General features: G+C 64.9%; 30 protein-coding genes. 1 reads left to right on the forward strand and 29 read right to left on the reverse strand.

The genetic code is table 11. The annotated features are described in order from the left end of the window. The first annotated feature begins 21 nt into the window (after positions 1 to 21). Positions 22 to 1089 carry a tryptophan--tRNA ligase gene (gene trpS / locus MFF01_RS14720; RefSeq protein ID WP_238226599.1) on the forward strand — a complete coding sequence of 356 codons (1068 nt, stop codon included), beginning with the start codon at positions 22 to 24 and terminating at the stop codon, positions 1087 to 1089. Between the two features lie 37 nt (positions 1090 to 1126). Here the strand turns inward: trpS and MFF01_RS14725 are convergent, their stop codons facing one another. From MFF01_RS14725 to rpsJ, 29 genes are all read right to left on the reverse strand, one after another. Next, a complete protein-coding gene (locus tag MFF01_RS14725) occupies positions 1127 to 1417 on the reverse strand; it encodes a hypothetical protein (protein ID WP_238226601.1) in 291 nt (96 codons plus the stop codon). A gap of 129 nt (positions 1418 to 1546) precedes the next feature. Next, a complete protein-coding gene (rplQ, locus tag MFF01_RS14730) occupies positions 1547 to 1957 on the reverse strand; it encodes a 50S ribosomal protein L17 (RefSeq protein WP_238226603.1) in 411 nt (136 codons plus the stop codon). A gap of 195 nt (positions 1958 to 2152) precedes the next feature. Further along, positions 2153 to 3172 carry a DNA-directed RNA polymerase subunit alpha gene (locus MFF01_RS14735; protein ID WP_056171359.1) on the reverse strand — a complete coding sequence of 340 codons (1020 nt, stop codon included), beginning with the start codon at positions 3170 to 3172 and terminating at the stop codon, positions 2153 to 2155. Positions 3173 to 3289: 117 nt separating this feature from the next. Continuing rightward, the gene (locus tag MFF01_RS14740) at positions 3290 to 4165 is read right to left on the reverse strand and encodes an MBL fold metallo-hydrolase (protein ID WP_238226606.1); all 876 of its coding nucleotides are present in this window, start codon (positions 4163 to 4165) and stop codon (positions 3290 to 3292) included. A gap of 77 nt (positions 4166 to 4242) precedes the next feature. Next, a complete protein-coding gene (rpsK, locus tag MFF01_RS14745; protein ID WP_238226608.1) occupies positions 4243 to 4632 on the reverse strand; it encodes a 30S ribosomal protein S11 in 390 nt (129 codons plus the stop codon). A gap of 169 nt (positions 4633 to 4801) precedes the next feature. After that, positions 4802 to 5170, reverse strand: coding sequence for a 30S ribosomal protein S13 (rpsM, locus tag MFF01_RS14750; protein ID WP_091974213.1), 369 nt, complete (start codon positions 5168 to 5170; stop codon positions 4802 to 4804). A gap of 216 nt (positions 5171 to 5386) precedes the next feature. After that, the gene (locus MFF01_RS14755; RefSeq protein ID WP_238226610.1) at positions 5387 to 5989 is read right to left on the reverse strand and encodes an adenylate kinase; all 603 of its coding nucleotides are present in this window, start codon (positions 5987 to 5989) and stop codon (positions 5387 to 5389) included. 83 nt (positions 5990 to 6072) lie between these two features. Then, on the reverse strand, positions 6073 to 7410 hold the full coding sequence (secY, locus tag MFF01_RS14760) for a preprotein translocase subunit SecY (RefSeq protein WP_238226612.1): 1338 nt from the start codon (positions 7408 to 7410) through the stop codon (positions 6073 to 6075). Between the two features lie 141 nt (positions 7411 to 7551). After that, positions 7552 to 8055 carry a 50S ribosomal protein L15 gene (gene rplO, locus MFF01_RS14765; protein ID WP_238226614.1) on the reverse strand — a complete coding sequence of 168 codons (504 nt, stop codon included), beginning with the start codon at positions 8053 to 8055 and terminating at the stop codon, positions 7552 to 7554. 11 nt (positions 8056 to 8066) lie between these two features. Beyond that, positions 8067 to 8258, reverse strand: coding sequence for a 50S ribosomal protein L30 (gene rpmD / locus MFF01_RS14770; protein ID WP_056091618.1), 192 nt, complete (start codon positions 8256 to 8258; stop codon positions 8067 to 8069). Positions 8259 to 8269: 11 nt separating this feature from the next. Then, positions 8270 to 8857: a 30S ribosomal protein S5 gene (gene rpsE, locus MFF01_RS14775; protein ID WP_091974138.1), complete on the reverse strand. Its 588-nt coding sequence runs from the start codon at positions 8855 to 8857 to the stop codon at positions 8270 to 8272. Between the two features lie 147 nt (positions 8858 to 9004). After that, the gene (gene rplR, locus MFF01_RS14780) at positions 9005 to 9367 is read right to left on the reverse strand and encodes a 50S ribosomal protein L18 (protein WP_238226616.1); all 363 of its coding nucleotides are present in this window, start codon (positions 9365 to 9367) and stop codon (positions 9005 to 9007) included. A 12-nt stretch (positions 9368 to 9379) separates the two neighbouring features. Continuing rightward, positions 9380 to 9913, reverse strand: coding sequence for a 50S ribosomal protein L6 (gene rplF, locus MFF01_RS14785; RefSeq protein ID WP_055949306.1), 534 nt, complete (start codon positions 9911 to 9913; stop codon positions 9380 to 9382). 24 nt (positions 9914 to 9937) lie between these two features. Then, entirely contained in the window at positions 9938 to 10333 is a 396-nt protein-coding gene (rpsH, locus tag MFF01_RS14790) for a 30S ribosomal protein S8 (protein WP_055881679.1), read from the reverse strand. Between the two features lie 12 nt (positions 10334 to 10345). Continuing rightward, positions 10346 to 10651 (reverse strand): 30S ribosomal protein S14, encoded by a 306-nt coding sequence (gene rpsN, locus MFF01_RS14795; RefSeq protein ID WP_091974136.1) that lies wholly within the window; start codon positions 10649 to 10651, stop codon positions 10346 to 10348. 40 nt (positions 10652 to 10691) lie between these two features. Beyond that, on the reverse strand, positions 10692 to 11258 hold the full coding sequence (gene rplE / locus MFF01_RS14800) for a 50S ribosomal protein L5 (protein WP_238226618.1): 567 nt from the start codon (positions 11256 to 11258) through the stop codon (positions 10692 to 10694). Further along, on the reverse strand, positions 11251 to 11565 hold the full coding sequence (gene rplX, locus MFF01_RS14805; protein ID WP_238226620.1) for a 50S ribosomal protein L24: 315 nt from the start codon (positions 11563 to 11565) through the stop codon (positions 11251 to 11253). The genes rplE and rplX overlap by 8 nt, the downstream gene beginning before the upstream one ends. Then, on the reverse strand, positions 11565 to 11933 hold the full coding sequence (rplN, locus tag MFF01_RS14810) for a 50S ribosomal protein L14 (RefSeq protein ID WP_055949294.1): 369 nt from the start codon (positions 11931 to 11933) through the stop codon (positions 11565 to 11567). The genes rplX and rplN overlap by 1 nt, the downstream gene beginning before the upstream one ends. A 523-nt stretch (positions 11934 to 12456) precedes the next feature. Next, positions 12457 to 12717: a 30S ribosomal protein S17 gene (gene rpsQ / locus MFF01_RS14815; protein ID WP_091974130.1), complete on the reverse strand. Its 261-nt coding sequence runs from the start codon at positions 12715 to 12717 to the stop codon at positions 12457 to 12459. A 10-nt stretch (positions 12718 to 12727) separates the two neighbouring features. Continuing rightward, a complete protein-coding gene (gene rpmC, locus MFF01_RS14820; protein WP_238226622.1) occupies positions 12728 to 12943 on the reverse strand; it encodes a 50S ribosomal protein L29 in 216 nt (71 codons plus the stop codon). A 12-nt stretch (positions 12944 to 12955) separates the two neighbouring features. After that, positions 12956 to 13369, reverse strand: a complete 414-nt coding sequence (gene rplP / locus MFF01_RS14825; protein ID WP_055949287.1) for a 50S ribosomal protein L16 — start codon at positions 13367 to 13369, stop codon at positions 12956 to 12958. Between the two features lie 48 nt (positions 13370 to 13417). Continuing rightward, complete coding sequence (gene rpsC, locus MFF01_RS14830) at positions 13418 to 14158, reverse strand: 30S ribosomal protein S3 (protein WP_238226624.1); 741 nt, start codon at positions 14156 to 14158, stop codon at positions 13418 to 13420. A 10-nt stretch (positions 14159 to 14168) separates the two neighbouring features. Then, positions 14169 to 14555 (reverse strand): 50S ribosomal protein L22, encoded by a 387-nt coding sequence (rplV, locus tag MFF01_RS14835; RefSeq protein ID WP_056091586.1) that lies wholly within the window; start codon positions 14553 to 14555, stop codon positions 14169 to 14171. A 2-nt stretch (positions 14556 to 14557) separates the two neighbouring features. After that, positions 14558 to 14836, reverse strand: coding sequence for a 30S ribosomal protein S19 (gene rpsS / locus MFF01_RS14840; RefSeq protein ID WP_056091583.1), 279 nt, complete (start codon positions 14834 to 14836; stop codon positions 14558 to 14560). A 5-nt stretch (positions 14837 to 14841) separates the two neighbouring features. Beyond that, positions 14842 to 15678, reverse strand: a complete 837-nt coding sequence (gene rplB / locus MFF01_RS14845) for a 50S ribosomal protein L2 (RefSeq protein ID WP_238226626.1) — start codon at positions 15676 to 15678, stop codon at positions 14842 to 14844. Between the two features lie 27 nt (positions 15679 to 15705). Next, a complete protein-coding gene (locus tag MFF01_RS14850; protein ID WP_091974121.1) occupies positions 15706 to 16002 on the reverse strand; it encodes a 50S ribosomal protein L23 in 297 nt (98 codons plus the stop codon). Then, positions 15999 to 16619 (reverse strand): 50S ribosomal protein L4, encoded by a 621-nt coding sequence (rplD, locus tag MFF01_RS14855; RefSeq protein ID WP_238226628.1) that lies wholly within the window; start codon positions 16617 to 16619, stop codon positions 15999 to 16001. Before rplD ends, MFF01_RS14850 begins: the two co-directional genes overlap by 4 nt. Beyond that, positions 16619 to 17359: a 50S ribosomal protein L3 gene (rplC, locus tag MFF01_RS14860; RefSeq protein ID WP_238226630.1), complete on the reverse strand. Its 741-nt coding sequence runs from the start codon at positions 17357 to 17359 to the stop codon at positions 16619 to 16621. Before rplC ends, rplD begins: the two co-directional genes overlap by 1 nt. A 50-nt stretch (positions 17360 to 17409) precedes the next feature. Further along, positions 17410 to 17718 carry a 30S ribosomal protein S10 gene (gene rpsJ, locus MFF01_RS14865; protein WP_018044230.1) on the reverse strand — a complete coding sequence of 103 codons (309 nt, stop codon included), beginning with the start codon at positions 17716 to 17718 and terminating at the stop codon, positions 17410 to 17412. Positions 17719 to 17821: the final 103 nt, after the last annotated feature.

Below are 17821 nucleotides of genomic sequence, written 5' to 3' on the forward strand. Positions count from 1 at the left end.
GCCGACGAAGGACGACACGCGATGACCGCGTTCAAGGAACTGGTGTTCTCGGGCGTCCAGCCCACGGGGAACCTGCACCTCGGCAACTATCTCGGCGCCATCAAGCGCTTCGTGGACATGCAGGCGCGGGATGCGCAGTGCCTCTACTGCGTCGTCGATATGCACGCGATCACCCTGTGGCAGGACCCGGCCGCGCTCAAAGGTCAGATCCGTGAAGTCACGGCCGCGTTCCTCGCCGCCGGCATCGACCCGAAGCGAAGCATCGTCTTCAACCAGTCCCAGGTGCCGCAGCACGCCGAACTCGCCTGGATCTTCAACTGCGTCGCCCGTCTCGGCTGGCTCAACCGCATGACCCAGTTCAAGGACAAGGCCGGCAAGGACCGCGAGAACGCGAGCATCGGGCTCTACGCCTATCCGGTGCTCATGGCCGCCGACATCCTGGCCTACCGCGCCACCCACGTGCCCGTGGGCGAGGACCAGAAGCAGCACCTCGAACTGACCCGCGATATCGCCCAGAAGTTCAACAACGATTTTTCCGAGTCGATCTCGGCGCACGGACACGATGCGGGGTCCGGCTTCTTCCCCATCACCGAGCCGCTCATCGGCGGGCCGGCCGCGCGCGTCATGTCCCTACGCGACGGTACCAAGAAGATGTCGAAGTCGGACGCTTCCGACAATTCCCGCATCAACCTCACGGACGAGGCCGATACCATCGCGGCCAAGGTCCGAAAGGCGAAGACCGACCCGGACGCCCTCCCCTCGGAAGTGGCCGGGCTCGCCGGGCGGCCGGAGGCCGACAACCTCGTGGGCATCTTCGCCGCCCTTAAGGACGTGTCGCGGGACGAAGTGCTGCGGGACTATGGCGGCGCGCAGTTCTCGGCCTTCAAGAGCGCCCTGGTCGAACTCGCCGTCGAAACCCTGGCGCCCCTCGGGTCCGAGATGAAGCGCCTCGTCTCGGACCCGGTCGAGATCGATGCGATCCTGGCCGATGGCGCCGAACGCGCCGAGGCCATCGCGGCGCCGACCCTCGATGCCGTGAAGGACATCGTCGGCTTCGTCCGCCGCGGGCCGCGCCTGCGCATGGTCTGATCGCGTCGCCCCGCCACCCTGGCGGGGCCTCGCACGCCTATTCCGCCTCGGACGGCGGCTTGTTGACGGCGACGCACATCTTCACCGCCTCCTCGAGCTTGATGTCGCGCGGGTTGCCGATGTTCGCCGTCTCTTCCAGGCACTTGATGAAGTAGTTGCGATCGAGGCCCGGCGAGAGGCTGGAGAACGCCTTGCCCATGCGGGTGGCGAAATCGATCTTCTCCTCCATCGTCGCACGAGGCCAGCGCGCGACCTTGTCGTCCATGGTCAACTTGGCGGCCTCGGCTTGGCTCGAAGCCAGGACGGAGGCGAATAAGAAGAGCTTCATAAGTTTGTTCATGGTCGAGCAGTTTCCACCCGTTGTCTGCGAGGGGAATGGTAGCGCAGGCCCAGCTCCGGAAAAGAAAAAGGCGGCCCGAAAGGCCGCCTTTTTCAATTGAACGAGCTTAGAAAGCTCTCAGGCAGCGTCGTCCACCTGGGCCGGACCGGAATCCTTGCCGCGGGCATCGACGTCGCGGTCGACGAACTCGATGACGGCCAGCGGGGCGTTGTCGCCGTAGCGGAAGCCGGCCTTCATGATACGGCAATAGCCACCAGGACGGGCGTTGTAGCGCGGGCCGATGACGGTGAAGAGCTTGCGGACCATGTCCTGGTCGCGGATCTGCGACATGGCGAGGCGGCGCGCATGCAGCGAATCGGTCTTGCCGAGTGTGATGAGCTTCTCGATGACCGGACGCAGATCCTTGGCCTTCGGCAGGGTGGTGATGATCTGCTCGTGCTTGATCAGCGCGGCGGACATGTTGGCGAACATTGCCTTGCGGTGCTCGGTGGTGCGGTTGAACCGACGACCGCGAAATCCATGACGCATGGTGGCTTTTCCTTATATGATGGCCGCCGTGCCACGGTACGGCCAAGTGCCCCACCATCGGGGCTGTTCATTCCGCATGACCCCGCGGCGGGATTCTTTTGGGAGCCCGCATCACACGGACTCCCGATGGATCGGCCAAACAACCGGCGCCGAGATGCACCGCCAAGTTCAGCCCAAGGCGGCTTCGCCTCCGCCTCAGTAGTGCTCTTCGAAGCGCTTGGCGAGATCCTCGATGTTCTCCGGCGGCCAGCCGGGGATGTCCATGCCGAGGTGGAGGCCCATGGCGGCGAGCACTTCCTTGATCTCGTTGAGCGACTTGCGGCCGAAGTTCGGGGTACGCAGCATCTCGCCCTCGGACTTCTGGATGAGGTCGCCGATGTAGACGATGTTGTCGTTCTTCAGGCAGTTCGCAGAACGAACGGAGAGCTCGAGCTCGTCGACCTTCTTGAGCAGGGCCGGGTTGAAGGGGAGCTGCGGCGCGAGCGGCTGCGCCTCCTCCTTGCGGGGCTCCTCGAAGTTCACGAACACCTGGAGCTGGTCCTGGATGATGCGGGCGGCGTAGGCCAGCGCATCTTCCGGCGTGACCGCACCGTTGGTCTCGATGGTCATGGTCAGCTTGTCCTTGTCGAGATCCTGACCCTCGCGGGTGGTCTCGATGCGGTAGCTGACCTTGGTCACGGGCGAGAACAGGGCGTCGACGGGGATCAGGCCGATGGGCGCATCCTCGGGACGGTTGCGCTCGGCCGGAACGTAGCCCTTGCCCGTCGCGACGGTGAATTCCATCCGGATCTCGGCGCCGTCGTCGAGGGTGCAGATGACGAGGTCCGGGTTGAGGATCTGAACGTCGCCGACGGTGCCGATGTCACCGGCGGTGACGAGGCCCGGGCCGGTCTTGCGCAGGGTAAGACGCTTGGGGGCCTCGGTCTGCGACCGGATGGCGATGGTCTTGATGTTGAGGACGATGTCGGTGACGTCCTCGCGCACGCCCGGGATCGACGAGAATTCGTGCAGCACGCCGTCGATCTGGACGGAGGTCACGGCCGCACCCTGAAGCGAGGAGAGCAGCACGCGGCGGAGCGAGTTGCCGAGCGTGGTGCCGAAGCCGCGCTCCAGGGGCTCGGCAACGACGGTGGCGACCCGCTTGGGGTCGTGACCGGTCGAGACCTGGAGCTTGTTCGGCTTGATGAGCTCTTGCCAGTTCTTCTGAATGACCACGATGCTACCTCTCGCAAGATCGGCGCGGCCCACGGGGGCGGTCCACGCTCGGATCCCCGTTGCTGCGCCTCAGCGGGAATCCTCAAGAATGATGTCGTCCGCGTCGGAGCGAACGGTCTAAGCGGCCGCGACCCAGAGTTCGGGGACGAAGCTGTATCCGGCACCATCCCGGGCGACGTAGCCCAGGGCCGGGAATTCGAGGTGGGCACCAGCGATGAAGGTCCGATCCGACGCGACCTCGTCGAGGATGCGGCGGCGGACCTGGCGCGCTGCCTCCGCGTCGACATCGAAGACGAGCCCGGCTTCGGGCCGCTTGAACTGGATCGCCGGCAGGTGGACGATGTCGGCCCACATCAGGAGAGAACGGTCACCGGAGACGATCCGGTAGCCTGAATGTCCCGGCGTATGGCCCGGCAGCGGCACCTGGGTGATGCCCGGCGCGACCTCGCCACCCGTCACAATGCGCGTCCGGTCGGCATACGGCGCCGTGGCCTTGGCGGCATTCTCGAAATAGGGCTTGGCGGCCTCGGGCGCCCGGGAGAGGGCGCCATCGCCGAGCCAGTGAGCGGCCTCGTCGGTATGCACCACGAGTTCGGCATTCGGAAACGCAGCGGACCCGTCAGCCGTGATGAGGCCGCCGGCATGGTCGGGATGAAGATGGGTGAGAAGAACCGTTCCGATCTCCTCGGCCCGCACACCAGCGGCCGCCAGGGCTGCCGGAAGACGTCCAAGCGTCGGCCCGCCGAACCCGCCCATACCCGTGTCGATGAGCAGCGGCTCACGGCCAGGGCCGGTGACGAGGAAGGCGTTCAGGGTGATCCGGGGATCGCGCGCGCGAAAGCCGGCGGCTTGAAGCGCGCCGGCCTCGTCCTTCTCGATGCCGACCACGAGATCGAGGGAACCCGGAAGGTACCCATCGTTCATCACCGTGACCGTCAGGTCACCCAAGGTCCACCGCAGCACACCGGGAAGCGGCTTCGAACCGTTCGACACGCACGTCTCCGTTACACTCGTACCCACCCGGCCGGGCGGGTCCAACTGAACCACCCGGCCGGTCTCGCTCAGATTCTTTAGACGCGACGACGCTTGCGCGGACGGCACCCGTTGTGCGGGATCGACGTCACGTCGCGGATCGACGTTACCGTAAAACCAGCAGCCTGAAGGGCGCGCAGAGCGGATTCGCGGCCGGAACCGGGGCCCGACACCTCGACCTCAAGGGTCCGCATGCCGTGCTCGGCAGCCTTGCGGGCCGCGTCCTCGGCGGCGACCTGGGCGGCGTAAGGGGTCGACTTACGCGAACCCTTAAAGCCCATGGCGCCGGCGGACGACCACGAAATGGTGTTGCCCTGGGCGTCCGTGATGGTGATCATCGTGTTGTTGAACGACGCGTTCACGTGCGCGACGCCCGAAACGATGTTCTTGCGTTCGCGGCGGCGAATGCGAGTTGCTTCCTTGGCCATCTGTTCTCTCGTCCTTCAAACGCGCCCGTCATGCCAGGCGCTCGGGATTCTTTTCGGGATTTGGCGCCGTGTCCTTGGATGCGGTCGCCTTCACGCCGGGCCCCGAAGCGGGACACCCGGAACGACGGTGGGAGGCCAAACGAAGCACGGCCTCCCGAATGCAGAAAATTTACTTCTTCTTGCCGGCGATCGGCTTGGACTTGCCCTTGCGGGTGCGCGCATTGGTGTGCGTGCGCTGACCACGGACCGGCAGGTTGCGGCGGTGGCGCAGGCCACGGTAGCAGCCCAGATCCATTAGGCGCTTGATGTTCATCGAGACTTCACGACGCAGATCACCCTCGACGAGGTAATCGCGATCGATGGTCTCACGGATCGAGAGCACCTCGGCATCGGTGAGCTGGTTCACGCGGCGCTCGGCGGGAATGCCGACCTTCTCGGCGATCTCGCCGGCCTTCTTGGGGCCGATGCCGTGGATGTACTGAAGCGCGATGACGACGCGCTTGTTGGTCGGGATGTTAACGCCAGCGATACGAGCCAAGGTCTTCTCCATCTGGGCTGACGGACCCGATCGGTCCGGCCCGGGTTGTCATGATACGCGTCCGGTGGAGACCGGCCCCTGCGTACCGTTCAAAACGACAAATCGGCCCGAGGCAGCCTCGACGAGGCGGCCTGGACCCTGTTCGCGTGAACGAAGACCGGCCCACTAGCGCGGACCGGTCAATCTGTCAACTCGATTGCAAGGTTTCGATCGGGCTCAGGACGTGGCCGTCTCGACGTGCCGCTCCAGGGTCGCCATGAGTTCCCCGGTCACGACGTCGATGGGCTTCATGCCGTCGAGGGTCTCCAACATGCCGAGGCTCGCGTAGTAGGCCGAGAGCGGTGCCGTCTGCGTGCGGTATGCTTCAAGACGAGTCTTGAAAACCTCGGGCGTATCGTCCTTACGCACGGGCTCGCCACGGGCCGCGGTTTCCGAGGCACGCTTGGCGATGCGCCCGACCAGGGCGTCCTCGTCCACGGCGAGCTCAACAACGGTATCGAGCTTCAGCTTCTTTTCCTCGAGCATCCGGTCGAGGGCGGCAGCCTGCTCGACGGTGCGGGGAAAGCCATCGAGGATGAAGCCGTTGCGGGCGTCGGGCTCCTCGATCCGGTCGGCCACGATCCCGACGACCACCTCGTTGGGAACGAGGCCGCCGCTTTCCATGATCGCCTTGGCCTGTAGGCCGACGGGTGTCTCGGCGGCCACGGCGGCACGCAGCATGTCGCCGGTCGAGAGCTGCGGAATGCCGAACCGTTCGACGATGCGGGTGGATTGGGTTCCCTTACCCGCTCCCGGCGGTCCGAGCAGAATGATCCGCATGGCGTCGTTTCCTCAGGTCCGTTCTTCTGGGGGCCGGCGGCCCGGATTGGGGCGCCGAGACTCGTCGGCCGGTCGGTCCAGTGTCAGCGGCGCCGGGTGGCGCCGCGCAGCTTGGCCTTCTTGACGAGGCCTTCGTATTGATGCGCCATCAGGTGACCGTGGATCTGCGCCACCGTGTCCATCGTCACCGATACGACGATGAGGAGCGAGGTGCCGCCGAACCCGATACTCGCCGAAGAGTACGATGCCAGGATTTCCGGCACCAGACAGACGAAGGTCAAATACACTGCGCCGATGAGGGTGATGCGGGTCAGCACCTTGTCGATGAAGGCGGCGGTGCGCTCACCGGGCCGAATACCCGGGATGAATCCGCCATGCTTCTTGAGGTTGTCGGCGGTCTCTTCCGGGTTGAACACCACCGCGGTGTAGAAGAACGCAAAGAAGATGATCAGCGCCGCATAGAGCACCATGTAGAGCGGCCGGCCGTGGCCGATGTAGGTCGTGATCGTCGCCAGGATGCCGGTGCCGCCGTTGTTGGCCGAGAAGCTCGCCACGGTGGCGGGCAGGAGCAACAGCGACGAGGCGAAGATCGGCGGAATGACGCCGGCGGTGTTGAGCTTCAAAGGCAGGAACGAGGTCTGGCCCTCGTACATCTTATTGCCGACCTGGCGCTTCGGGTAATTGATCAGGAGTCGGCGTTGGGCGCGCTCCATGAACACGATGAAGTACACCAGGGCGACGGCGGCGACACCCATGCCGAGAATCACGGCCGACGACAGCGCGCCCGTGCGGCTGAGTTCCAATGCGCCGACGATGGCGACCGGAAGATGCGCAACGATGCCGGCGAAAATGATGAGCGACGATCCGTTGCCGATGCCGCGCGAGGTGATCTGCTCACCGATCCACATGAGGAACAGTGTGCCGCCGGTCAGGGTGATCACGGTGGAGAGAATGAAGAACGGCCCGGGCTCAATGGCCGCGCTCGAGCTTTGAAGGCCGAAGGCGATGCCCCAGCTCTGCACCAGGGCGAGCACCACCGTGAGGTAACGGGTGTACTGATTGATGACCTTGCGGCCGGACTCGCCTTCCTTCTTCAGGGCCTCAAGGCTCGGGATCACCGAGGTGAGGAGCTGAATGATGATCGAGGCCGAGATGTACGGCATGATGTTGAGGGCGAAGATCGCCATGCGCTCGACGGCACCGCCGGAGAACATGTTGAACAGCCCCAGCACACCGCCGGCCTGCTGCTGGAAATTCCGCGCGAACTGCTCCGGGTCGATGCCGGGAATCGGAATATATGTGCCGAGCCGGAAGACGATCAGCGCACCCAGGGTGAACCAGATCCGCTTCTTGAGCTCGTCGGCCTTGGCGATGGCCCCGAAGTTGAGGTTCGCGGCTAGCTGCTCGGCGGCTGAGGCCATGGCACCGGTTCCTGAGATCGAATTTTTACGGGAGCGCAGAGATCTCCGCGACGGAGAGCTCCCCGATAAACGAGAACGGCGGCCACGCGCGAGGTCGCACGGGCCGCCGCTCAGAGGTTCGACTTAAAGTCGGACGCGAGGCTACGCAACCACGCGAGCGGGCTTGCCACGGGTGGAGACGCCATCGCCGTAGGTAACGGTGACGGTGCCGCCGACCTTCTCAACAGCCTCGACGGCCGACTTGGAGGCGCGCGTCACCTCGAAGGACACCTTGGCGGTCAGCTCACCGACGCCGAGGAGCTTGACGCCGTCGCGGGCACGGGCGCAGACGCCGGCCGCGATCAGGGTCTCGATGGTCACGGTCGCACCGGCCTCGAGGCGACCGGCATCGATCGCCTGCTGCACACGGCCGAGGTTCACCTCGTTGAGGTCCGTAGAGTACAGATTGTTGAAGCCGCGCTTGGGCAGGCGGCGATGCAGCGGCATCTGACCGCCCTCGAAGCCCTTGATCGAGACGCCGGTGCGGGCCTTCTGACCCTTCACGCCGCGTCCGGCAGTCTTGCCCTTGCCGGAGCCGATGCCCCGGCCGACGCGCATCCGGTTCTTGGTTGCGCCGGCGTTGTCGTGGAGTTCGTTCAGTTTCATGATGCCCTCCCTCAGGCCGCGTCGCCAAGGACGCGCACGAGGTGCTGCACCTTGCGGATCATGCCGCGCACGGAGGGGGTATCCTCCAGCTCGGAAACCCGATGCAGCTTGTTGAGCTTAAGGCCGATCAGCGTTGCGCGCTGGTCACCCTCGCGGCGGATCGGCGAACCGATCTGCTCGATACGGACGGTCTTCTGTGCCATCGGACCCTCCCTTAAGCCACAGCTGCTTCGGACAGGTCGGACGGATCGGCATCGCGGCGACGAGCCTGAAGCGCCGAAACCTTGAGACCGCGACGGGCCGCGACGGCGCGCGGGCTGTCTTCGTTCTTCAGCGCGTCAAAGGTGGCGCGCACGAGGTTGTACGGGTTCGAGGAGCCGAGCGACTTCGCAACGACGTCCTGCATGCCCAAAGTCTCGAAAACGGCACGCATCGGGCCGCCGGCGATGATGCCGGTACCCTGGGGGGCGGCGCGCAGGATCACCTTGCCGGCGCCGTGACGTCCGTGGACGTCGTGGTGCAGGGTACGACCCTCGCGCAGCGCAACGCGAACGAGACCGCGCTTTGCGGCTTCCGTGGCCTTGCGAATGGCTTCCGGCACTTCGCGAGCCTTACCGTGGCCGAAGCCGACGCGGCCCTTCTGATCGCCGACGACGACGAGGGCGGCAAAGCCGAAGCGACGGCCACCCTTCACCACCTTGGCGACGCGATTGATGTGGACGAGCTTGTCCACGAACTCGCTGTCGCGCTCCTCGCGCTCTTCGCGACGGCCGCGGCCACCGCCTTCACGTTCACGTGCCATACTGATCTTCCATCTCACTGGCGCGGGTGGCGGGCCCGCTCGCTTGACTGTTTCGGTCCGGAGGACGGGACGAACCCGCCCTCCCCCGCCAAATTGGATCGTGCCACCGCCGGTCGCAGGGACCGGCAGCTCCCCTCAGGGAAAGGCTTAGAATTCGAGGCCACCCTCGCGAGCGGCGTCGGCGAGCGCCTTGACGCGCCCGTGGTAAAGGTAGCCCGAGCGATCGAAGATCACCTGGGTGACACCGGCCGCTTTGGCTCGCTCGGCGACGAGCTTGCCGACGACCTGAGCCGCCGCCACGTCGGCGCCGGTCTTGAGATCGCTGCGCACATCCTTGTCGAGGGACGAAGCCGAAGCGAGGGTCTTGCCCTGCGCGTCGTCGATGACCTGAACGTAGATCTGCTTGGAAGAGCGGAACACCGAGAGCCGGGGCCGCCCGTTGGCCGCCGCCCGCAGCGCGCGGCGCACACGCGCCTTGCGGCGGCTGAGTGCATCGATTTTGCGTGACATGTTGGCCGGCCCTTACTTCTTCTTGCCTTCCTTACGGAAGATGAACTCGCCCGCGTACTTCACGCCCTTGCCCTTGTAAGGCTCGGGACCGCGATAGTCACGGATCTCGGCGGCCACCTGGCCGACCACCTGCCGGTCGATGCCGGAGATGACGATCTCGGTGGGCTTCGGCACCGCGATCGTGATCCCCGCGGGGATCTCGTACTCGATGTCGTGGCTGTAGCCGAGCGAGAGCTTGAGTGCCTTGCCGGCCATCGCGGCGCGGTAACCCACGCCGGTGATCTCGAGCTTCTTCTCGAAGCCCTTGGAGACGCCCTCGACGAGGTTCGCCACCTGAGCGCGGGAGGTGCCCCAAAGCGAGCGGGCCTCCTTGGTCTGGTTCTTGGGCTGCACCGAGACGGCGCCGTCCTCGAACTTTACGTCGACCACGTTGGGAACGACGTACTGGAGCTCGCCCTTTGAGCCCTTCATCTTAACCGTCTGACCGGTCACCGTGGCCGTCACACCGGACGGGACGGGAACGGGCTTCTTGCCTACGCGAGACATCGCCTTATTCCTCCAAGTCCAGGATCAGAACACCTTGCAGAGCACTTCGCCGCCGACGTTGCGCTCGCGCGCCTCGTGGTCGGCCATGACGCCCTGCGGGGTGGACACGATGGTAACGCCGAGACCGTCGGCGACGCGCGGCAGCTCGCCGACCGACGAGTAGACGCGGCGGCCGGGCTTCGACACGCGCTGGATCGAGCGAATGACGGGCTGGCCGTCGTAGTACTTCAGCTCGATAGCGAATTCGGTACGGCCGTTGCCGTAATCCGTCGTCGCATAGTCGCGGATGTAGCCCTCGGACTTCAGCACGTCGAGGACGCTGGCGCGCAGGCGCGAACCGGGCGTCTGAACGACGTTGCGGCGGCGCTGCTGACCATTGCGGATGCGGGTGAGCATATCACCCACGGGATCGTTAACCATGGTGGTGGCTCCTTACCAGCTCGACTTGACGAGACCGGGGATGAGACCCTGGTTGCCGAGTTCGCGCAGCGCGATGCGCGAGATGCCCATCTTGCGATAGAAGGCGCGGGGCCGGCCGGTCATGCCGCAGCGGTTGCGGATGCGGGTGGGCGACGAGTTGCGGGGCAGCTCCGCGAGCTTGAGGCGCGCCTCGAAGCGCTCCTCCATCTCGAGGGACTGGTCGTTGGCGGTGGCCAGCAGGGCCTTACGCTTGGGGGCGTACAGCTTCACCAGCGCTTCGCGGTGCTTGTTCTTCTCGATCGAGCTTTTCTTTGCCATGTCTCTCTCCGGTGTCCGCGTCTGAAGCCCTAGCGGGGCCTCACTGCCGGAACGGGAATCGGAACTGCGTGAGGAGCGCGCGCGCCTCGGCGTCGGTGCGGGCCGTCGTCTGAATGACGATGTCCATGCCCCAGGTCGAATCGACCTTGTCGTACGAGATCTCCGGGAACACGAGGTGCTCCTTGAGCCCGAGGGCGTAGTTGCCGTTGCCGTCGAACGAGCGCGGGTTCAGGCCGCGGAAGTCACGCACGCGGGGCAGCGCGATCGTGATCAGGCGGTCCATGAACTCGTACATGCGCTGGCGGCGCAGGGTCACCTTGCAGCCGATCGGCATGCCCTCGCGGACCTTGAAGGTCGCGATGGCCTTGCGGGCCTTGGTGATGACCGGCTTCTGGCCGGCGATGAGGGCGAGGTCGCCGGCGGCGATGGAAGCCTTCTTCGAGTCGGCGGTGGACTCACCGACGCCCATGTTGATCACGATCTTCTCGATGACCGGAACCTGCATGGGGTTCTTGTAGCCGAACTCCTCGATGAGCTTCTGACGAACGACCTCGTCATAGTGCTTGCGAAGGCGGGGGACGTAGTTGTCCTGGTTAGCGTCAGCCATCGATCTGGTCCCCCGTGGTCTTGGCGAAGCGAACCTTGCGGCCGTCTTCGAGGATGCGGAAACCCACGCGAGTCGGCTTACCGTTGGCGTCCTGCAACGCCAGATTGGAGAGGTGGATCGCAGCTTCCTTGGAGACGATGCCGCCTTCCTGGTTCTGCGTCTGCTTCTGGTGCTTCTTCACCAGGTTGATACCACGCACGAAGGCGCGGTCTTCCTTGGGAAGCACCTGGGTGACCTCGCCGGAGCGACCCTTGTCACGACCGGTGAGGACGACGACCGTGTCGCCTTTCTTGACCTTGGCGGCCATCACAGCACCTCCGGCGCGAGCGAGATGATCTTCATGTGGTTGCGGGCGCGGAGTTCGCGCGGCACCGGTCCGAAGATGCGGGTGCCGATCGGCTCTTTCTGATTGTTGATCAGAACGGCGGCATTCTTGTCGAAGCGGATCACCGAACCATCGGGACGCTTCACTTCCTTCGCCGTCCGAACGACGACCGCCTTCATGACGTCGCCCTTCTTCACGCGGCCCCGGGGAATCGCTTCCTTGACCGAGACAACGATGATGTCGCCGACACCGGCGTATTTACGCTTCGACCCGCCCAGAACCTTGATGCACATCACGCGGCGCGCACCAGAGTTGTCGGCGACGTCCAGATTCGTCTGCATCTGGATCACGGGCAGTGACCTTTCTTTGTTTCAGGCGGGTTTCCGCACACGGACGGTATTGTCCGGCGGACGACGCCTGACGGGGATCTGATGTCCCCGGCTCATATGACGAACCGCGCAATCGGTGTGGTGAAACACCGGCGCGGTCACCGCGTTCGAAAGGTGCGAACACCCTTCTCAACTGTCGCGAAGGAATGCCCACTACAACGGGACGCCCCGATGTGCAAGGGCAAAGCGCTCGTTTGAGGCCGCGCAACGGCGGGGAAGAACCCTCAAACTCAGAAAGTTCGATCTTGCGCTCAGGATGCATCCTGCTGACCGGAAATCGGCCCGGTCCTCAGGTGCGCTCAATCCCTGGAGCCCCGACATGGGTTCCACGATCCTCATGCGGTCTACTAGAGCTCGCATGCAAGTGAGGACCGGCAGCGCCTGTCCGGGCACCCGGGATGCGACCGCAACGCGTCGAGCGAACACAAAAAAACGGGCGCAGGATCCTGCGCCCGTTTTTTTTTAGAAAACCCGAAGGGGCGGCTCACGCCTCGGCGGCGGGAGCCTCAGAACCGGTGCCCGTGACGAGCTGCCAAGTCTTGGTCTTCGAGAAAGGACGGCACTCCTCGATCGACACGGTCTGACCGACCTTGGCGACGTTGGCTTCGTCGTGGGCGTGGTAGTTCTTGGAACGACGAACGGTCTTCTTCATCACCGGGTGGGTGAAGCGACGCTCCACCTTCACGACGATAGTCTTCTCGCCCTTGTCGCTGACGACGACGCCCTGCAATACGCGCTTCGGCATGATGGTCTCCTCAAGCCTGCGCGGACTTCAGCGTCTTCTGACGCTGGAGCGTACGGACGCGGGCGATATCGCGACGGACTTCGCGGACGCGCGCGACGTTTTCCAACTGGCCGGTGGCGCCCTGGAAGCGGAGGTTGAACTGCTCCTTCTTCAGGCTCAGCAGCTCGTCGCTCAGCTGATCGGGCGACAGGGCGGCGAGATCCGACTGTCTCTGTGACGACTTCATGATCCCCTCCCCTCAGTCAGCGATGCGCTGAACGACGCGCGTGCGGATCGGGAGTTTGGCCGCGCCGAGGCGCAGGGCCTCCTTCGCGACGTCCTCGGCCACGCCGTCGACTTCGAACATGATACGACCAGGATGCACGCGGGCAGCCCAGAACTCGGGAGCACCCTTACCGGAGCCCATGCGGACCTCGGTGGGCTTGGCCGTGACCGGAACATCCGGGAAGATCCGGATCCAGACGCGGCCCTGACGCTTCATCTCGCGGGTGATCGCGCGGCGGGCCGCCTCGATCTGGCGCGCGGTGATGCGCTCGGGCTCGACGGCCTTCAGGCCGAAGGTCCCGAAGTTGAGGTCGAAGCCGCCCTTGGCCGCACCGTGGATGCGACCCTTGAACTGCTTACGGAACCTGGTCTTCTTGGGTTGCAACATGGCAGCCTCTCAACACCTCTCTAGGGTGACGGGGTCACGAACGCGCCGTTAGGCGTGTTCGCGCCGGCCGCGCTCGCGGCCACCCTCACCATCGCGCTCGCGACGGCCGCCCGAACGGCCACCCTCTTCCTGCGCCTTCTTATCCTGGGCCATGGGATCGTGCTCGAGGATCTCGCCCTTGAACACCCAGACCTTGATTCCGCACGTCCCGTAGGTCGTGAAGGCGGTTGCGACACCGTAATCGACGTCGGCGCGCAGGGTATGCAGGGGCACGCGGCCCTCGCGGTACCACTCCTGACGGGCGATCTCGGCACCGCCGAGACGACCGGAGCAGTTGATCCGGATGCCTTCGGCACCGAGACGCATGGCCGACTGCACGGCACGCTTCATCGCGCGACGGAAGGCGACGCGACGCTCGAGCTGCTGGGCGATCGAATCGGCCACCAAGGTGGCGTCGATCTCGGGCTTGCGCACCTCGACGATGTTGATCGTCACATCGGCCTTGGTGAGGGTGCCGACGAGCTTGCGCAGCTTCTCGATGTCCGCGCCCTTCTTGCCGATCACCACGCCCGGACGACCCGAGTGGATAGTGACGCGGCACTTCCGGTGCGGACGCTCGATCACGATCTTCGAGACGGCGGCCTGCTTGAGCTGCTTCGTAAGGGCGGCGCGGATGGCGACGTCCTCATGCATGAGCTTGGCGTATTCACCCTTCTGGGCGAACCAGCGGGAGTCCCAGGTCCGGTTGATACCGAGCCGCAGACCGATCGGATTGACTTTCTGGCCCATCAGGTCCTCCTCACGCCGCTTCGGCGGTCGGGACTTCGCGCACCACGATGGTGAGGTTCGCGAAGGGCTTCAGGATGCGGGCGCCGCGGCCACGGGCACGAGCGTGGAAACGCTTGAGCACGAGGGCCTTTCCGACGAACGCCTGGGCGACGATGAGATCATCGACGTCGAGGTTGTGGTTGTTCTCGGCGTTGGCGATGGCGCTCTCGAGGCACTTCTTGACCTCGCGGGCGATCCGCTTGCGGGAGAATTCGAGGTCGGCGAGGGCCGACTCGACCTTCTTGCCGCGAATGAGCTGCGCGACGAGATTGAGCTTCTGGGGGCTGACGCGCAGCATGCGCGCGACGGCCTGAGCCTCGTTCTCGGGGAGCGCGCGGGGAGTGGCGGGCTTGCCCATGATCAGCGCCTCTTCGACTTCTTGTCGGCCGCGTGACCGTGGAAGGTGCGGGTCGGCGAGAACTCGCCGAACTTGTGGCCGACCATTTCCTCGGACACGTAGACCGGGATGTGCTTCTGCCCGTTGTGCACACCGAAGGTGAGCCCAACGAACTGCGGCAGGATCGTGGAGCGACGGCTCCAGATCTTGATAACTTCGTTGCGGCTGGATCCGCGTGCGGTCTCAGCCTTCTTGAGGAGGTAGCCGTCGATGAACGGCCCCTTCCAGAGCGAGCGTGCCATGATGGTTACTTCTTGCGGTTGTGACGGCTGGACAGGATGAAGACGTCGGTCCGCTTGTTCGAGCGGGTCTTCTTCCCCTTGGTGGGAACGCCCCACGGCGTGACCGGGTTACGGCCGCCCGAGGTCCGTCCTTCACCGCCGCCGTGCGGGTGATCGACCGGGTTCATGGCGACACCGCGGACGTGCGGGCGCTTGCCGAGCCAGCGGTTACGACCCGCTTTGCCGAGCGAGATGTTCATGTGGTCCGGGTTCGACACCGCGCCGACGCTGGCGAAGCACTGACCGTGGACCAGGCGCTGCTCGCCCGAGTTCAGGCGCAGGGTCACGTAACCCTGATCGCGCCCGACGATCTGAGCGTAATTGCCGGCGGAGCGTGCGATGGCACCACCCTTGCCGATCTTGAGCTCGACGTTGTGCACGATGGTGCCGACAGGCATGTTGCCAACGGGACCGGCGTTGCCCGGCTTGATGTCGACCTGCTCGGCCGCGATCACCTTGTCACCCGGCGACAGACGCTGGGGCGCGATGATGTAGCTCTGCGTCCCGTCCGGGAAGGTGATCAGCGCGATGAACGCCGTGCGGTTCGGATCGTATTCGATCCGCTCGACGGTGGCGCTCACGCCCATCTGCATACGCCGCTTGAAATCGACGTTGCGCAGGGTGCGCTTGTGACCGCCGCCACGGAAACGGACGGTGATGCGGCCGAGGTTGTTACGGCCGCCGGACGACGACTTGCCCTCGGTGAGCTTCTTGACCGGCTTGCCCTTGTAGAGCTCACGGCGGTCGACGAGCACGAGCTGGCGAAGGCTCGGCGTGACCGGTTTGAATGTCTTCAAGGCCATCGGTGGTGATCCTTAACCCGACTTGTCTCAGAGGCCGGTCGTGACATCGATCGTCTCACCCTCGGCGAGGGTCACGATCGCTTTCTTCACGTCCGAACGCTGTCCGCGAAGCCCGCGGAAGATTTTCTTCTTGCCCTTGGTCACGAGGGTGTTCACCGCCGTGACCTTGACGTCGAACAGCTTCTCCACCGCTTCCTTGATCTGCGGCTTCGTCGCCTTCGGGGCAACCCGGAAAACGACCTTGTTCTGCTCGGTGAGGTTCGTCGCCTTCTCCGTAATCACGGGGGAGACGATGATGTCGTAGTGGCGCGGATCGGCACTCATTTGAAACGCGCCTCCAGCGCATCGATCGCCGCGCGCGTCAGCACGAGCTTGTCGCGGCGCAGGATGTCGTAGACGTTGATGCCCTGAATCGGAAGCACGTCGATCTGCGGAATGTTCCGGGCGGCGCGACCGAAGTTCACGTCGACCTCAGAGCCGCTGATGATCAGGGCGCTGGACAGACCCATCTTCTCGAAGCGCTCGACCAAGCCCTTGGTCTTACCGTCGGCGAGCTTAACGTCGTCGATGACGATGAGGGTCGAATCCTTCACCTTCGCCGAAAGGGCGTGCTTGAGCGCGAGGGCGCGGACCTTCTTCGGCAGATCGTGGGCGTGGCTGCGCACGACCGGACCGAAGGCGCGTCCACCGCCGCGGAACTGCGGAGCGGAAGCGGCGCCGTGACGGGCGTTACCGGTGCCCTTCTGCTTGTACAGCTTCTTGCGCGTCCGATTCACGTCCGAGCGGTTCTTGACCGCGTGGGTGCCGGCCTGACGTTTGGCGAGCTGCCAACGCACCATGCGCTGGAGCAGGTCCACACGGGGCTCGAGACCGAAGATGGTCTCGTCGAGGTCGACGGAGCCGGCTCCGGCGCCGTCGAGGGTGGTGATATCGAGCTTCATCACGCGTTCTCCTCGGAAGCGGGAGCCTCGGGAGCCGGGGCGTCGGAGGCGAGGGCGGAGGCACCCAACTCACGGAACTTGCCAGGCTGCGGAACGTCCGCGGGGAGCTTGCGCTTCACCGCGTCGCGGATCTGGATCCAGCCGCCGGCGACGCCGGGAACCGCACCTTCGACCAGGATCAGGCCGCGCTCGACGTCCGTGCGGACGACGCGCAGGTTCTGCGTGGTGACCCGATCGACACCCATGTGACCGGGCATCTTCTTGTTCTTGAAGGTCTTGCCGGGGTCCTGACGGCCGCCGGTCGAACCGATTGAGCGGTGCGACACGGACACGCCGTGGGTGGCGCGCAGACCGCCGAAGTTCCAGCGCTTCATACCGCCGGCGAAGCCCTTACCCGTGGTGGTGCCCGTCACGTCGACGAACTGGCCCGGGATGAAGTGGTCGGCGGTGATCTCGGCGCCGACCGGGATCAGCTTGTCTTCCGACACGCGGAACTCGGCGAGCTTCTGCTTCGGCTCGACCTTGGCGACGGCGAACCGGCCGCGCTCGGCGGCCGACACGTTCTTCACCTTGGCCTTACCGACGCCGACCTGAAGGGCGACGTAGCCGTTCTTCTCGACGGTACGGTGGGCAACCACCTGGCATTGATCGATTTTAAGCACCGTGACCGGGACATGTTCGCCTGCATCCGTAAAGATGCGGGTCATGCCGACCTTCTGTGCGATGACGCCTGAGCGCATAGGTGTCTCCCCTCGCGCGATTTACGGTAAGCTCTAAATCCCCGCGGGACTTAGAGCTTGATCTCCACGTCCACGCCGGCGGCGAGGTCGAGCTTCATCAGCGCGTCCACGGTCTGCGGCGTCGGATCGACGATATCGAGGACGCGCTTGTGGGTGCGCATCTCGAACTGCTCGCGCGACTTCTTGTCGATGTGGGGCGAGCGGTTGACGGTGAACTTCTCGATATGCGTCGGCAGCGGGATCGGACCACGAATGGTGGCGCCGGTGCGCTTGGCCGTCGAGACGATCTCGCGGGTCGAGGCATCGAGAATCCGATGATCGAACGCCTTGAGGCGGATGCGAATATTCTGACCGTTCATGACCTGAAACCTTGGCGGGACGAGGATGGGGCGGGCGCGAGGACCCGCCCCTCTGTCGTTCCCTGCAGACGTGACTTGGACGGACGACTACTCGTTGATGGCG

Origin of the sequence: Methylobacterium adhaesivum, from assembly GCF_022179065.1 — a bacterium.
GTDB lineage: Bacteria > Pseudomonadota > Alphaproteobacteria > Rhizobiales > Beijerinckiaceae > Methylobacterium > Methylobacterium adhaesivum.

Excerpts from the sequence above, each read along its gene's own strand:
- rplR (WP_238226616.1), bottom strand. The coding sequence starts at position 9,367 with ATGTCACGCAAAATCGATGCACTCAGCCGCCGCAAGGCGCGTGTGCGC.
- MFF01_RS14850 (WP_091974121.1), bottom strand. The coding sequence starts at position 16,002 with ATGAGTGCCGATCCGCGCCACTACGACATCATCGTCTCCCCCGTGATT.
- rpsE (WP_091974138.1), bottom strand. The coding sequence starts at position 8,857 with ATGGCACGTGAACGTGAAGGCGGTGGCCGCGGCCGTCGCGAAGAGCGC.
- rpmC (WP_238226622.1), bottom strand. The coding sequence starts at position 12,943 with ATGAAGTCGTCACAGAGACAGTCGGATCTCGCCGCCCTGTCGCCCGAT.
- rplQ (WP_238226603.1), bottom strand. The coding sequence starts at position 1,957 with ATGCGTCATGGATTTCGCGGTCGTCGGTTCAACCGCACCACCGAGCAC.
- trpS (WP_238226599.1), top strand. The coding sequence starts at position 22 with ATGACCGCGTTCAAGGAACTGGTGTTCTCGGGCGTCCAGCCCACGGGG.
- rpmD (WP_056091618.1), bottom strand. The coding sequence starts at position 8,258 with ATGGCACAGAAGACCGTCCGTATCGAGCAGATCGGTTCGCCGATCCGC.
- rpsC (WP_238226624.1), bottom strand. The coding sequence starts at position 14,158 with ATGGGCCAGAAAGTCAATCCGATCGGTCTGCGGCTCGGTATCAACCGG.
- rpsJ (WP_018044230.1), bottom strand. The coding sequence starts at position 17,718 with ATGAACGGTCAGAATATTCGCATCCGCCTCAAGGCGTTCGATCATCGG.
- MFF01_RS14755 (WP_238226610.1), bottom strand. The coding sequence starts at position 5,989 with ATGCGGATCATTCTGCTCGGACCGCCGGGAGCGGGTAAGGGAACCCAA.
- rplF (WP_055949306.1), bottom strand. The coding sequence starts at position 9,913 with ATGTCTCGCGTAGGCAAGAAGCCCGTTCCCGTCCCGTCCGGTGTGACG.
- rplC (WP_238226630.1), bottom strand. The coding sequence starts at position 17,359 with ATGCGCTCAGGCGTCATCGCACAGAAGGTCGGCATGACCCGCATCTTT.
- rpsN (WP_091974136.1), bottom strand. The coding sequence starts at position 10,651 with ATGGCAAAGAAAAGCTCGATCGAGAAGAACAAGCACCGCGAAGCGCTG.
- rpsS (WP_056091583.1), bottom strand. The coding sequence starts at position 14,836 with ATGGCACGCTCGCTCTGGAAGGGGCCGTTCATCGACGGCTACCTCCTC.
- rpsH (WP_055881679.1), bottom strand. The coding sequence starts at position 10,333 with ATGGTTAACGATCCCGTGGGTGATATGCTCACCCGCATCCGCAATGGT.
- rplD (WP_238226628.1), bottom strand. The coding sequence starts at position 16,619 with ATGAAGCTCGATATCACCACCCTCGACGGCGCCGGAGCCGGCTCCGTC.
- rplO (WP_238226614.1), bottom strand. The coding sequence starts at position 8,055 with ATGAAACTGAACGAACTCCACGACAACGCCGGCGCAACCAAGAACCGG.
- rplE (WP_238226618.1), bottom strand. The coding sequence starts at position 11,258 with ATGGCTGACGCTAACCAGGACAACTACGTCCCCCGCCTTCGCAAGCAC.
- rpsQ (WP_091974130.1), bottom strand. The coding sequence starts at position 12,717 with ATGCCGAAGCGCGTATTGCAGGGCGTCGTCGTCAGCGACAAGGGCGAG.
- rplB (WP_238226626.1), bottom strand. The coding sequence starts at position 15,678 with ATGGCCTTGAAGACATTCAAACCGGTCACGCCGAGCCTTCGCCAGCTC.
- secY (WP_238226612.1), bottom strand. The coding sequence starts at position 7,410 with ATGGCCTCAGCCGCCGAGCAGCTAGCCGCGAACCTCAACTTCGGGGCC.
- rplX (WP_238226620.1), bottom strand. The coding sequence starts at position 11,565 with ATGGCCGCCAAGGTCAAGAAAGGCGACACGGTCGTCGTCCTCACCGGT.
- rplP (WP_055949287.1), bottom strand. The coding sequence starts at position 13,369 with ATGTTGCAACCCAAGAAGACCAGGTTCCGTAAGCAGTTCAAGGGTCGC.
- rpsK (WP_238226608.1), bottom strand. The coding sequence starts at position 4,632 with ATGGCCAAGGAAGCAACTCGCATTCGCCGCCGCGAACGCAAGAACATC.
- MFF01_RS14725 (WP_238226601.1), bottom strand. The coding sequence starts at position 1,417 with ATGAAGCTCTTCTTATTCGCCTCCGTCCTGGCTTCGAGCCAAGCCGAG.
- rplV (WP_056091586.1), bottom strand. The coding sequence starts at position 14,555 with ATGGGCAAGCCCGCCACTCCCCGCGCGCTCCCCGAGAACGAGGCTCAG.